General features: G+C 51.8%; 13 protein-coding genes. 3 read left to right on the forward strand and 10 right to left on the reverse strand.

The annotated features are described in order from the left end of the window. The first annotated feature begins 408 nt into the window (after positions 1 to 408). Both KTT_RS34970 and KTT_RS36370 read left to right on the forward strand, forming a co-directional pair. Entirely contained in the window at positions 409 to 1,335 is a 927-nt protein-coding gene (locus tag KTT_RS34970; protein ID WP_126602801.1) for a TIGR03621 family F420-dependent LLM class oxidoreductase, read from the forward strand. Between the two features lie 403 nt (positions 1,336 to 1,738). Then, positions 1,739 to 1,900 carry a hypothetical protein gene (locus KTT_RS36370; RefSeq protein WP_160146366.1) on the forward strand — a complete coding sequence of 54 codons (162 nt, stop codon included), beginning with the start codon at positions 1,739 to 1,741 and terminating at the stop codon, positions 1,898 to 1,900. A 103-nt stretch (positions 1,901 to 2,003) separates the two neighbouring features. Here KTT_RS36370 and KTT_RS34975 read toward each other — a convergent pair whose 3' ends face one another. The 6 genes from KTT_RS34975 to KTT_RS35000 form a co-directional block, all read right to left on the reverse strand. Next, on the reverse strand, positions 2,004 to 2,552 hold the full coding sequence (locus tag KTT_RS34975) for a DUF2306 domain-containing protein (protein WP_160146367.1): 549 nt from the start codon (positions 2,550 to 2,552) through the stop codon (positions 2,004 to 2,006). A 240-nt stretch (positions 2,553 to 2,792) separates the two neighbouring features. Then, a complete protein-coding gene (locus KTT_RS34980; RefSeq protein WP_126602805.1) occupies positions 2,793 to 3,182 on the reverse strand; it encodes an ankyrin repeat domain-containing protein in 390 nt (129 codons plus the stop codon). Further along, entirely contained in the window at positions 3,142 to 4,155 is a 1,014-nt protein-coding gene (locus tag KTT_RS34985) for a helix-turn-helix domain-containing protein (protein ID WP_126602808.1), read from the reverse strand. Before KTT_RS34985 ends, KTT_RS34980 begins: the two co-directional genes overlap by 41 nt. Positions 4,156 to 4,268: 113 nt before the next feature. Further along, positions 4,269 to 5,210 carry an LLM class flavin-dependent oxidoreductase gene (locus KTT_RS34990; protein WP_126602810.1) on the reverse strand — a complete coding sequence of 314 codons (942 nt, stop codon included), beginning with the start codon at positions 5,208 to 5,210 and terminating at the stop codon, positions 4,269 to 4,271. A gap of 132 nt (positions 5,211 to 5,342) precedes the next feature. Continuing rightward, positions 5,343 to 6,638: an MFS transporter gene (locus KTT_RS34995; protein WP_126602813.1), complete on the reverse strand. Its 1,296-nt coding sequence runs from the start codon at positions 6,636 to 6,638 to the stop codon at positions 5,343 to 5,345. Between the two features lie 123 nt (positions 6,639 to 6,761). Further along, a complete protein-coding gene (locus KTT_RS35000; protein WP_126602816.1) occupies positions 6,762 to 7,238 on the reverse strand; it encodes a DoxX family protein in 477 nt (158 codons plus the stop codon). A gap of 170 nt (positions 7,239 to 7,408) precedes the next feature. On the opposite strand from KTT_RS35000, the gene KTT_RS35005 reads away from it, so the two are divergent. After that, positions 7,409 to 7,867, forward strand: coding sequence for a winged helix-turn-helix transcriptional regulator (locus KTT_RS35005; RefSeq protein WP_126602818.1), 459 nt, complete (start codon positions 7,409 to 7,411; stop codon positions 7,865 to 7,867). 132 nt (positions 7,868 to 7,999) lie between these two features. Here the strand turns inward: KTT_RS35005 and KTT_RS35010 are convergent, their stop codons facing one another. From KTT_RS35010 to KTT_RS35025, 4 genes are all read right to left on the reverse strand, one after another. After that, positions 8,000 to 8,893, reverse strand: a complete 894-nt coding sequence (locus tag KTT_RS35010) for a carbohydrate ABC transporter permease (protein WP_126602820.1) — start codon at positions 8,891 to 8,893, stop codon at positions 8,000 to 8,002. 47 nt (positions 8,894 to 8,940) lie between these two features. Next, positions 8,941 to 9,864: a carbohydrate ABC transporter permease gene (locus KTT_RS35015; RefSeq protein ID WP_235845956.1), complete on the reverse strand. Its 924-nt coding sequence runs from the start codon at positions 9,862 to 9,864 to the stop codon at positions 8,941 to 8,943. A 123-nt stretch (positions 9,865 to 9,987) separates the two neighbouring features. Beyond that, entirely contained in the window at positions 9,988 to 11,349 is a 1,362-nt protein-coding gene (locus KTT_RS35020) for an ABC transporter substrate-binding protein (protein ID WP_126602824.1), read from the reverse strand. A 785-nt stretch (positions 11,350 to 12,134) separates the two neighbouring features. Continuing rightward, positions 12,135 to 13,979 carry an alpha-galactosidase D gene (locus KTT_RS35025; RefSeq protein WP_235845957.1) on the reverse strand — a complete coding sequence of 615 codons (1,845 nt, stop codon included), beginning with the start codon at positions 13,977 to 13,979 and terminating at the stop codon, positions 12,135 to 12,137. Positions 13,980 to 14,109: the final 130 nt, after the last annotated feature.

The following is a 14,109-nucleotide window of genomic DNA, read 5'->3' on the forward strand; positions in this document are numbered from 1 at the left end:
CCTGATGATACATATATGGGAATCTATGCTTTCTGGTCTCTTTTTCGTGAACCAGTGAAAATATCGGCGAAAGAAATAGTTTCTAGATCAAGAGAAGGATTGTGTTTGTCATGATGATAGAAGATGTTATACATTAAAGCAAGTAAAGAGAGAAAGAAATCTATCCAGGCTCTGGGAACCTTGCCCCACGCCAGTACCCTTTTTTGTGGTTCTGTACTATCCAGTATGATGCAGGGCAGTGACACGTATTTTGAGTCTGTCTTCCTTTTTCCTTTTGTAAATGTGGGGAAGAATCAGACCTCAAGGGCAGAAATCTTCTGCCGCAAAGAGTATAAGAGTCACCAACTCGATGTCCTCAAACTAACCTATTATTTTTGTTGATATTTGGGAGAAGGAGAACATGTATTTATGACGACTATTCGTCCGTTTCACTTTAGCGTTGTCGCCGAACGTGCCGCATCTCGGCGCGAATGGCTTGCCAAAGCTCAGCGTGCTCAGGATCTGGGATACACGACGTTTCTGGTGCCTGATCATTTGAATTATGAGATCGATCCTGCCGTGAGCCTGATGGCTGTGGCGGATGCGACCTCCTTGCGGATTGGGAGCCACGTTTTCTGCAACGATTTCCGCCACCCCTTGTTGTTGGCACGCCAGGCTGCGAACCTCGACCTCTTTTCAGAAGGGCGCTTCCAACTCGGGCTTGGATGCGGATATTTCGCGAAGGAATATCAACAGGCGGGTATCCCCTTCGATCCAGTTGGTATCCGCATTTCGCGCTTTGAAGAGGCGATCCGGCTGATCAAGGCGTATTTCCACCAGGAAGAGGTCACGTTCACTGGCAACTATTACCGCGTCGATGGCACAAAGGCCGCGATCAAAGCGGTCCAAACCCCACACCCTCCCATCTACATTGGTGGAGGAGGTAAACGCATGCTTTCCATCGCGGCACGCGAGGCCGACATCATTGGCCTTGTGGCCCGCAATACTCCAGAAGGCCTGGACTGGGCCTCCGGCTTGCCAGATGCCAATCGCGAAAAGCTGAAATGGGTACGGCAAGCTGCAGGGGAGCGCTTCGATCTGATTGAGTTCAGCACCACCATCTTTATCGCCGCTGTAACCGACCATCCGGAACCAGTCGCGCAGCAGATTGGGAACCGCATTGGTTTGACCGGTGGGCAGGCACTCGACTGTATGCAAATACTTATCGGAACCACTGACCAGATCTCCGATGAATTGCAAAAGAGACGTGAGCTGTTTGGCATCAATTGTATCGAGATTGTGGAAGCGCACATGGAAACGCTCGCCCCGGTTGTTTCCCGCCTGGCCGGAAAATAAGGGATGGTAGCGACAAACGGCACTCGATGTCGTAAAGCTGCATGGCAAGTGATTGAAGGGATAAGGGGCAATCAAGATACCGTTGGCAAACCTGATTAACCAGTGAGCTCCATAGGAGCCAGGACGGCGAAGCCTGAGATGCACGTCTTCGCCGTTTCCTTTCCCTCCAGAAATGCGTCGGGCTGGATGAGATTGATGACAGCAACCGCGAAAAGATGAGAGCTTGGTGTTGGTCGAAACGTGGTGATCTGTCGAAGCTGGAGACACGGGAGAAGAATCGAGATGGGTTCAAAGCTGCATTTCTAGTGTAGCCAGCTCTGTCGATTACACTGGCTTGGCTCCGGCTGTTATCGAGGTGCTTAAGTAGAATGTTTTTTGCATCGTCTACCTTTCATCGATGGGAGTGCGTGAGGAACGAGTTCAGCAGGTTGATCCGATCAATGAGTTCCATGCGACGATTGACTGGTTGATAGAGCAGTCTGGTATGGCGTCGACTTATTTGCGCGCCATCGGATTTGCCCCTAACACCTTGAACTGGGCCAGCAAATTTGTTCCGATGGTATAGTACGCTGGCCCTATGGAGAGGTTCCCCGCTCGCTGATTCATGAACGCTAGATCGCGGAGGTAGCGATGCTTAAAGTTTTGGCAGAGGAGAGTTGAGCATCTGTTTAATCCCTCTCTGTTGTCTTTTTTTGGATGCGGCGCAAGATAGTCCATTCGGCTAGCACCAGATTGAGCACGATGGCCAGCCAGATGCCAGTTCCAAGCGTTTTGTTAAGCACCTCAGTGATATTAATGGGAAGGGAGATCTGTCCGCGTAACAGCTGTACCACGATGCTCAAAGGGACGATGATGCGGGCGACAACCGCTACCAGGGTAAGCGCATAGTTGCGTACCATCCAGGTGAAATGCTCGTTGATTCGCCGTTGCCGAATGGCGATGTACGCTTTAATCGCACTCAGCAGCCAGAGCACGGCCAGCATGAGGAAGGCCGTCTGACGTGTAAAGTCGGCTGTGTAGAGTCCAACGATAATGCTAGCAGTCCCGCTGAGAAGGACACAACTCAGATAGACGCGTCCAGTGGCGCGATGTAGCGCGATATGCCGCTGACGTATTCCCCTCATAAACTGGAATGGGCCAAGCACCAGGGCGATGAACGCGAGAAAGATATGTATAACGAGCACAGTATAGTGCAGGGGGAAAGATGGATCTAGCATGACTCGGCTTTGAGCTGGATTGAGACGGATATAGGGAGATATCATCGCCAAGCCAATTATGAGGATGATTAGAATCACCATTCCCCGGATTATTTGTTGCCTTAGTTTTAGCATCATGCTACCTTTCATAAAAAGTGAGATCCTCACGATGGATATTTTTTTACAGTCTGAGGATCTCGCTACTATAGCGAAAGCTTTATTCAGGCAACAGTATAGCGATGCAAGATGACAGATCGGTGACTACTCCTGAAGCAGTTCCACGATGTGGGATGCCTCTTCACCGCCTGCTCTGGCGTGATCGAGCAGTGAGATGCCATGGGGGCCGCGCAAGTGGCGGGCATTGGGAAATGCCTGGAGGATAGCCTGAACAATTTCTATCCGGCCCAGCATGGCGGCTGCGAAGATATCTATCCTGGCGCCTCTTTCTAGTAGATAATGGGCGATGTCTTTTCTGCCCATGTGTGAGGCGGCCCCCAGGGCTGTTTCCCAATCACCTCCACCCCAGTCCCAGGCGGCATTGATCAGCATCGGCTCTTGCTCCAAAAGCGCGGCGACCCGCTCGGCATCGCCATGGGCATTGGCGACAAACTCATTGACCAGGGTTGGATCGAGGGCAGCTTTTCTCTCCATAAATCATCTCCTTTAGCATGTATGTGGGTTCTATCTGAGGATGAGTATGGCATAGAAAAGAGAGATGCGCTTCTCGAAAATCACTTTTTTTGGTGCGATACGCTGTTGGGGAGCAGCCAACGCGTTGATGGAAGAGCCAGCTAAATGAACCCATACTCTCGAAGCCAAGGGAGAGGCTGATCTCGGTCACTGTGAGATCAGTTGTGGTCAGTAGGGTTCGGGCGCGTTCGATGCGCTGCTGAATGAGAAACTGATGTGGCGTTTGTCGAAAGAGATGCCTGAACATGCGCATGAAATGATTGGGTGAAAGCTCCGCGACCATGGCCATCTCTCGCAGCGTAACAGGTCTTTCCAGATACGCTATGGCATATTCCCTGGCCCGGTAGAGTCGACGATATAGTTCTTGACGAGTCGATGCCCGGAGAGCAGAGAGCGTCTCTACCTCTTTATAGACATTGAGATGGACCTGGAGCAGTTGTTGCAGAAGTTCGTGGAACCGCTCATCAAGCCATGCCTGCTCATAGTTTCCTCTGGAGAGTCGCGCGCGTAGCGAAAGCAGGAGCGGAGACACAAGATCGCCATGCCGATAGGTGCGTTCGAAAAAGTGGAGCGGAATAATGCGATCCGGCTCTGGACTATCAAGGAGATCGCGGGTGGGCGTGATGAGGCTACGATAGACTTCTTCGGCCAGTCCAGGCTCAAAAAAGAGGCAGAATGATTCAACGTTTTGCGAAGCCTCAATGGTAATAGCATATGGCTGGTTCTGGTTGACGATCAGGTATGAGGCATCGTTCACCGCGTAGTAGCCCTTGCCAAGAGTGTAGAGGGCCCGCCCACCGAAAAAGGTCTTTATGGAAAGCGGCGCTAATCCTTCCCAATAATACTGCTGAGCTCTCTCATGCAAAATAGAATTGGAACTCACTTCATATATTTGTTTGTTCGCTGATGCGTGCGGATCTTCATTTGAACTCATCGCGGTGACCTCAATCGTTGAATAGTTATTACCAGCTGATTGCTCATGACTGGATTATACAATGGTGCAGGCGAGTGCAGTCTCACATCTTGGGTGAGACTGCGCTAGAGTAACTAGAGGCTGGCGAGGATCTCTAGAATGGTGTGGTGGCTGCGTGATGGGTCGTGTGGATTGATGGTGGTGGCAATCTCGTCGGCCCCCGCTTCGTGCAGTGCATAGAGGCGCTGGCGGATCGTGTTCTCATCCCCATATAGGAAGAGTTCGTGGATCAGTTCATCAGTGAGGGTATTGTCGGCATTGAGAGGATAACCCGCCTCCTTGAAAAGCTGGTGATAGGTGGGGAAGGAAGAGTAGACCGCGAAGGCCGATTGTGCGATCTTGCGCACAATCCCGAAATCTTTTGTCAGCACGATAGGTGCGCTCACGCTTAGTGGTGGTCGAGGACGGTTGGTCTGGCGTGCCCCCTCCTCCATGGTGGGGATAGCGACGGAGCGCACGTAAGAGGGTGGCGACCAGATCAGCATTGCCCCATCAGCCATCTCGCCAGCTAGATGAAGCATGTTTCTGCGCAGGGCAGCTACCACAATGGGAGTGCGTGGCGGGGTGACTCCCGCTGGCAATTCCGCGTGAACCTGGTAATATTCTCCGTCGAGATCGACGCGTCCCTCCCACAGCATACCGCGCAGCACGGCGATATACTCTCTTGTATGGCTGAGTGGTTTGCCGAATTTGAGTCCGTAGGTTCCCTCGATCGCGGGTTTGTGGCTGGCACCGATACCCAGGCGGAAGCGGTGCGGAGCGAGCTCACCCATTACCAGCGCCTGATTGGCGCGGGCCAGCGGATGGGTGGGATAGGTAATGGCGATACCCGTGGCTAGTTCGATTTTGTTCGTCTGGACTGCTGCGGCTGCCACGATACTAAAGCCATCGGGGCCAACCGGCCAGGATGGCACCCAGGCGCGTGGAATGCCGGCCTCCTCTGCCTCTTTGATCCCCTGCAACACTTTCTGGGTGGTTGGGGGAAAAATAACTACACTAACTGGAAATGTTGTCATGACCTATGAGCATCCTTTCTCGTTAAATCCTTTATGAGTATATCTTAACATGCATAATAATAATGACGAGCAAGGAACAGCAGGGAGACATGCCCAATCGGGCATGTCTCCCTGCTGTTCCTTGCTCGTCATTTATCTATCCTGGCGTGGACTTTTCAGCAGAATGGAGGCGATGGCGACCAGGGCCAGCGAGAGGATGACACCGATGGCGAAGGTGATCTGGGCTGTGATCCAGTGGCCGACCAGGGCCTGGGCCAGCGGCCCAAGCATGACAGCGGCCGAGATGGCCGAGCCGCGTATGCCCATCAACTGGCCGCGATTCTGCTCATTTGAGACGCCCAGGTAGATGCCGCCTAGCGCGGGACTTGCCAGGGCGCTACCCAGTCCCGCCAACGCTGATCCCACCAGCAGGAGCGGATAAAGTGGAGCGATGAACATGAAGGCATTGAGGGTGCCGAAGAGTATGCTACCAGTGATAATCAACAACTTCTTGGGCAAGCTTTCCGAGAGGCGTCCCAGGAAGAGCGGCGAGATGGCCATCGCCAGACCAAAGACACTGATCACCAGGCCATACTGGGCTGTACTGTAGTGCAATACCTTCTCGAAGAAGAATGGATACTGAGGGAACACAAAAGGATAGGTAAAGATCAGGCCAAAGTCGATCAGCAGGAAGGGACCCACCAGCCAGATCAGGCCGTAAAAGCTAGCATCCCTGGGTTGTGAGCGTTTTGTGCTGGATTTTATAGTTGGCTGCTTGGTTACCATGCGTTTCTGGCGGGGTAGCGTCTCCGGCACCAGAAACACTGCCAGCAGGGAAGCCAGCAGCGCGATACCGGCTGATAGAAAGAAGGGACCTGTGAATCCCAACACCTGAGCCAGAAAGCCGCCGATGCCTGGCCCCAGCGCGATCCCGGTCGCCTGGGCTGTCGTGATATAGCCGATCCAGCGTCCCTGCTTCTGCAGCGGAATGGTATCGCCGATCATGGCCATAGAAGCGGGCATCAGACCAGCAATCAACATACCCTCAACGAAGCGAATGAGAATAAAGAAGATCGGGATATTCACCAGTGCAAGCAGAATATTAGTGACGATAAATCCAGCCAGCGAAATAAAGAGCACCGGCTTGCGACCAACGCGTCCGGACCAGGTTCCCATCGGGGTGCTAAACAGGAACATGCCCAGGCCAAAGGCCCCTTCCATCAGAGCCAGGGTTTCGGCTCCCAGTCCCAGGGCCTGTAAACGCTGCGGAAAGATTGGCATAATGATCGCGAATCCCGTCATCAGCAAGGTAATGCAGCCGATAAGAAACAATAATGCGCTAGTGATTGCGCGTGGTGTTTTGTCAATTGCCGTTATCATAGAATCAGCACTGATTACATCTATGTCTGTTGTGCTGATAGCATCCTGATCCATGAGGGTTGTATGCATGGGTACTCAACCTTTCCCTGGTGTTTTGTTCGGTGTTATAAGATGCTTGCTTGTGTTTCGCAAGTATCTTTATAAACTCTTCTGTTTGTGTTTAATAAAACCGGAACCGCAATAGTGATAAGGTTAGTGTGAAGCCTGCTGCTTAAAGATGCGGCCAAAGAGCGGGTCGGCAATCAGGGTAGTCCGGCGACCATAGGCGACAGATAGGCAGAGCAAGCCAACGATCAGAGGCATCAGTGCGGCTAGCGGACCCTGGCCCAGAATCGTATACCCTGTGGCTCCGATCATGATGATTATTAATCCACAGGCAGCCAATGGTGTCAGACCGGGCCGAATGCGCAGCAGGGCTGGTAGGGTCAGGCTGATCGCCCCGGTTATCTCGGCGCAGCCGATAAAGTGGACAAACAGTACTGGTAGTGGTAAAGGCATCAACGCGTTTAACTTCTCAATGGGAGTCGTCAATTTCATGATGCCCGCGGACAAAAAGGTAAATGCCAGCGCCAGTTGAACAATCCAGAGCATAGAGGTTATCAGCAGTTGGCGACGTTTTGAGCTTGCAGCGCTTGCACTTTTCTGTGGGTGGTTTACTACCTGAATCATGTGCTTTTTCCCTTTTTTATGCTAAGTCCCCGATTTATTACTTGCAATTTGCAAGTGTAGATGCTATATTATTCTTGTCAGCAAGTGGAAAACCGGAAGTTTTTGGGGAAGATTTTTTACCGCATTTTTACAAAGCACTGCTGCTCCTCAGCACTAGAGTGGAACAAAAGATGAAGCACAAACGCCAGAGACGTTCAGATTGTCCGATTAACTACGCTTTAGAGGCCATTGGCGACCCGTGGTCTCTCCTGATCATTCGTGATATTGTCTACTTTGGGAAGAAAACCTATGGAGAGTTTCTGGCTTCTGATGAGAAGATCGCCACTAACATTCTCGCCGATCGTCTTGCCTTGCTAGAACAAAAGGGGATCCTTGAAAAAAGGCCATCTGACTTCGACAAACGCAAAGAGACGTTCAGCTTGACCGAAAAAGGGCTCGACCTGATCCCTATTCTGGCAGAAATGGCCAACTGGAGCGCCGCCCACGATCCGCAAACCGGCGCTCCGCCCGCCTGGATCGCGCTCATGAACTCCGACAAAGAGAGGATGCTTCGTCTGATGCGTCAGACGGTACAGGATGGCCGTGCCATCTTCGCTGGTCCCCATAGCCTGATTAGTGAACTTCTCTAAGGTTACCAAGAGCAAAAGCCCTGTGGAGCGTACGCTCCACAGGGCTTTTGCTCTTGGTAACCTTAGAGAAAAGAGATTTGGGAGCGACAGCGCCCCCAGGCTGACCAGTCATCAAGTAGCTGGTGCAACCAGCTACTTGATACTTCCTACGGTAGCTCCTTTGATGAAGAAGTTCTGGCTAAACAGGAAGAGGATGATCAGTGGCAGCACCGTCAGTAGGGAGGCCGCCATCAGCAGGTTGAACTGGATGTCGTGGGTTGAGCGGAACACCTGCAGGCCGATTGACAGCGTGCGCTTCATATCGTCCTGTAGATAGATCAGGGGTCCCATAAAGTCATTCCAGGCGCCGATACCAGAGAAAAGGGCCACGACCGCCAGCGCCGGGCGCGACAGCGGAAGGATGACGCTCCACATAATCTGCAGTTCGGTGGCTCCATCCATACGCGATGCCTCGATCAGTTCCTTGGGAATCTGCAGCAGGAACTGGCGCAGCATAAAGATAAAGAAGGCACCGGCAAAGAAGTGGGGCACCACCAGCGGCAGAATCGTGTTGATCCAGTGCAGGCGCGCGAACAGATCGAACTGCGGCACAATCGCGATCGGGAATGGGATGAACATCGTTGCTAGCACGATATAGAAGACCTTATCGCGTCCTGGCCACTCAATGCAGGCGAAGCCATAGGCCACCACCAGGTTTGCCAGCACCGAGCCAATGATTGTCAGGACTGTAATCAGCAAGGTATTGCCGAAGTAGACACCAAAGGGGATCGTACTGACTGCCGCCGCGAAATTTTCAAAGTGCAGTGACGTCGGGAAAAAGCTGGGTGGAAACTGCGATAGATCGGTCGTCGACTTAAGCGCAGTGCTCAGCATCCAATAAAACGGCACAATGTAGATCAGACACATAATGATCAGGAATACGCGCGGTCCGGCCGTCTTCATCACACGCTGTGTGGCGGCACGCCGACGATAGCGCGTCATCTCATTTGCCTCTGTATCTTTTTTGTCTATAACCTGTGTACTCATCGCTATATCCTCCCGGTGATAAAGTTGTTTTTCATACTATCTCGCACTTAGCTAACCAGTTCGTAGTTCACAAAACGCTGTGAAACGCTAAAGAGCACGCCAGCCAGGGCCAGGCCGATGATGAAGAGCACCAGCGAGAGGGCACAGGCGTAACCTAACTGGGCGTAGGCGAAGGCATTGCGGTAGAGATAGAGCATGTAGAACAGGGTACCGTTATTAGGACCACCATTGGTCATAATGTAGGCCTGCTGGAAAATCTGCAGTCCACCGCTGAGGGCAGTGATCAGATTGAACAGGATAATCGGTGACAGCAGAGGAATCGTGATCGAGAAAAAGCGGCGAAAGGTACTGGCGCCATCGATGCGTGCCGCATCATAGAGCGTATCAGGTATACCGCGCATGCCAGCCAGGAAGATCAGGGCCGCATTGCCCGCCCCTAACTGCGCGATCGCGATAATCACATTCTTCGCGCCCGTCGGATCACCCAGGAAGTCCTGGGTGGGCGCCCCGAACAGGGAGAAGATATAGTTGACGATACCGTACTGTGGATTGACCAGCACAATAAAGATGAAGGCCATCGCGAAGGCCGGCAGGATCGAAGGCAGGTAGAGGATAGCGCGATAGATGCCCACCTCGCGCACTTCGCGGTTCATAGCTACCGCCAGCAGGAGAGCCACTACGATGCCCACAGGGATGGCCCACAGGACATAGTAAAGCGTATTTTCCAGCGAAAGCCAGAAGAGGCTGTCGGTGAACATGCGCGTGTAATTTTGCAGTCCCAGCCAGACAGGAGTTTTGAAGCCCGAGTAACGCGTGAAGCTGAACGCGATAGAATAGATCATTGGATAGAGGGTGAAGATGATCACACCGAGAATCCAGGGACTGATAAAGAGCAGACCCTTCGTGAGGTTGAGGCGATCGCGCCGACTGAGTCTCGGCGTGGATTTTGGAGAAGACTTTACTGCTAACACAACACTGTCTCCTTGTGTATATAGGGGCGTAGGAAGTATACACCTCCAGCAGTACAACACCATCGTTTATAAGCCAGGCAAGCAAAGCGGTGATACGTGGGTTTACAACGTTCGTCCGTCAGTTTATTTGTACGGGTTACTCCAACCTTCAAGCTTAAAGGGACAATACTGCTGCATCTGTGGCTGGACGCGATTATAGTACTCCTGCAACGCTTCTTTGGGAGTCGCAGTATTGAAATCTACTTTATCCTGAGCTGAACTCAACTCATCGCTGATCTGGCCACCAACCGGCAGCGGCGGGCGACTGACCGAGTACTGCAGGAGGTTGGCGAAGAACGTATGGCCAGGATCGAAGAGCTGTTTCTCATCCAGCAGGGACTTCCAGGTTGGCAGATGGCTGGTCTCTTTCGTATAGATACGCTGTCCATCTGGACCGGCCATAAAGCGTAGGAAGCGATAGCCGCCATCCGCATTATGCGCGCCTGTCGGAATGGCCAGTGCAAAGCCGCCTGACCATGTAAATGGAGTCGTGCGATCATCGGGAATGGGCATATACGTCACGCCATAGTCCAACTTGGGCACATATTGTTTAATGCTGGCCAGATTCCAGTCACCATCGATGGCGAATGCCAGGTGGTTGGTGAAGAAAGGATTCTGCGAAGGAAGGGCGTTGGCGGGTTGATACGTTGCCAGGAAGGTGCTGACCTTCTGATAATTCAATGCCTGTGACCAGTCATGATACATGTTGAATGTCTTCAACATCGCCGGCTCCAGTGGGGTCAACTGGCAGGTATTGTTGTTGAAGAACTGGGCTCCAAAGTCAAGCGCCCACGTGGTATGGAAGGCCTGACCATACCAGGGAATAAAGCCGATGCGATCATAGTTGCCATGGGAATCCATATGATTTACCTTGAAGGCAAGCTCCTTCAATTTACTCATCTTGATCGGCCCATTCTTTGGATCAAGGATGGAGGGATCGATGCCCGCCTGACGCAGCACTGTTTTGTTATAGTATAGCGCGCGCGCGTCGGTATCCATGGGAAGGGCGTATGGATGGCCCTGAAACAGGGCTTCAGACCAGGCAAATGGAAGATATTGCTTGGAAAGATCCTGGTTTTCTTTGCTCGTATAGGGGTAGAGATCCGATAACAGGCCAAGGGCTGCCTGCTGTCCGACCGTAAAACGGTCGATCAAATATGCATCAGGGCCGACCCCCCCACGAACGGACGTGATTAGCGCGGTTGAATCGCCTGTGCCTGTAGTTGGTTCAGGTACGACATTTACATGCAGGTCCGGATTCGCCTTATTGAAGGCGTCCGCAATATCACGCTGGGCTTTGATACCGATATCGTCTGTGATACTGGTCCAAAAGACAACCTCTTTAGGTCCACCTGCACTGTTGCCGCAAGCTCCAAGCACTATCGAAAGAAGAAATAGCGAGATGAGAAGAATACGTGGTTTCCTTAACCAATGCCGTATACGCATATAAGGCTCCTTACATTGAGCTCTGAACGGCATAGACCTCTACAAGTCTATACCACTCATCGCAGCGCGCAAACAACGTTGTTTTGCAATGTAGCTGTACAATAAACGATCATTATTGTACTGAGCACGAACAGACCCACTGGATCGACGCTTGCTTATAGAAAAGTATAACATAATGTGAGCCTAATATGCACCACTTTGCTGTGTATAAAATGACTTTTTTTATTAAAGAAATAGTGTGAGATTAACGAATAGGAATGAATTGCAGAGATTAAAAAGGCATTTTGTTACAAGGAAGAACTTATGTTCATGATAGCGGTATTAGATATTATGACATCATTGTCAGATATTATGACATCGTTGTCAGGGACAAAAATTCTCGTCGAACTGTGGTGCTCGTACCATATCAGGTACACTGATACTACTTGTATCTCGTGGATAGCGCCCGTTTTCATAATATTAGTGTAATCTCTATATTAGATAATGAATAGAATAGCGGCGCGTGTTGTGGTTATATATAATGATAGCAACTATACAGCAAATATATAAAATAAGGAGAATAGGATTTCCACTGCTTATATTTCAAAATTAAAGCTGCTGGGGATGAAAGAGATCATACCCCAACAGCTTTAGCTGTGCCCCACCCTGTTATCCCTCCCCACGCTGCCGGCATGGGATGAAGCACAGAGGCAGGAGCAATTCGACCAGCATGGCGCAAAGGCCGACCTTTGCGCCTGCCTCCACTCTCTTTTCTAGACGAAGGGAATGGAGTCTACTAATGATGATCAGACGGTAATGCGATCGAGGTCGGGTGCATAGCCCTTGTCGTTATAGAATTTGATGGTATTGGTGCCAGCTTTCAGTTGGACCGAGACCTGCATAGCCTGGACCTGGTTCCAGTTATTATTACTGAGTCCATGGCAGTCGAGTAGCACGCCCGATCCTCCATTGACACTGATATATATGGAACGCTGGCTATCACCGTCCGTGTAGTACATGGTCATGGTATAGATGCCAGCCTTCTTTTTGGTAATGGTATTGAACTGGACGCTGCCGCTACCTCCTAAATTGCCCACTTTCTCACTGCCTGAGCAGGTAGAGCAGACAACGATCTGAGCACTACCGCCCAGTGTATTGTTGGTGGGGGACTCGGCCTCGTAAGATACAGCCTTGTCACCCTGGAAGGGTGGAACCGGGTGGGAGTGATGGGGGACTGGTTTGACCGTCAGCAGTCGAGAGCCGTGTGCGGGCAAGGTGGCGCTATAGCTATCGGTGGCCTGTCCCAGGTCGCTATGCTGCCAGACGTCGCGCACTGTAGCGGTACCCGCGAAGCCCAGGTCTTGCCAGTTGGCCGTGGCTGTAGCGCTGGTGTTGTCCAGGTTGAAGAGCGCGACGGTATAGGAGCCATCGCTGTTTTCGGCGTACCAGACCTGCTGGTTGCTGGACTGCGCCACTGGTCGAGCTGGGTGACCGGCCTGATCGATGGCGATGACCTCATCATTGGTGAGGAGAGACAACCCATAGTCGTCGAGCTTCGTCAGATCGTCTCCGGTATAGAGGGGGGCCGCCTCGATGGCCCATAGCGTCATAGTAGTCTGGCGCTCATCATTGTTCAGGCCATCCATGCTGCCGCTACCTACATCCAGTGAATCCAGGTTGTTCCAGCCGCCTGGACCCGCATCGTTGATCCAGGGGACTACATCGGTGAAGCGCTGCTTGACGGAGTTGTTCCAGGTTACCAGGGTATTACAGTAGCATTCCACATCGGTATCGACGCGCCAGCCATTACTATAGGTCTTCCAATAGTCGGCATAGTTATGATCCAGTGCCCAGGAGATAACGAACTGCATCGGACGCCCGGTCTGGATTAGAGCCTGCGACCACGCTTTTACGTCGGGTCGATTGTCGGAAGTGGTCGGATTATTGATGAAGGAGCCAGGAGTAACGCCATCTAGCTTCATGAAGTCAATGCCCCAGCTGGCGAACTCGTTGGCGATAGAATTGATGTAGGCCTGCGCGCATGGATTTGAGTAATCGATGGCATAGGCGCCCAGCCAGCCATTGGTCTTTTGTAACGGTTTCACCGCGATATCCTGTGCATGACAGCTGGTGCCATAGATGGGATAGTTGTTATCATAGACCGCAAAATCCATGCCTGCACCATAGTAGATGCCTACCTTCAGTCCCAGTTGATGGATGTGGCTGGCGACGCTGGCCATCCCATCCGGGAAGCGATCGGGAAATGGGATTGGACGCCCATAAGCATCAAAGGTTGGCTTCCAGTTGTAGTCCATCCACCAGCCGGCGTCGATATTGACGTAGTTGTACCCATGGGATTGCAGCTTCGCATGCAAGGCGTCTGCCTGTGTTTCGATGTTGGCGGCGGTGAGCCAGTTTGTATTATAGCCAGGATACTTGGTGGACTCCAGGCTCCAACTGCTCCATCCCATATATGGGGTCTGGGCCAGCCCATTCATCGCTGATGGCGTCGCGTTGCCTTTCGCCTCGGCTGCAGAGGTAGTGCTAAGGCAGGCACCCAGGCTCAGGAGAATTAGCATAAGAAGGAAAAATATACGAGCAGAATACATAGTGGTAGCACGAGTAAACTTCCAGTGTTGAAACAATTCCATGACCTCCTTGTATGGCGTCTCTTTAAAGATAAGCTATCGCGTCCGCTGGCAATGTTACAGATTTATAACCTGCCAGCTGTAATTCCTCCTTCCCTGGCGATCAATACACTGTTACTGATGAGCTGTTGCC

The sequence above is a fragment of the Dictyobacter aurantiacus genome (assembly GCF_003967515.1).
In the GTDB taxonomy this organism is placed as follows: Bacteria; Chloroflexota; Ktedonobacteria; order Ktedonobacterales; family Ktedonobacteraceae; genus Dictyobacter; species Dictyobacter aurantiacus.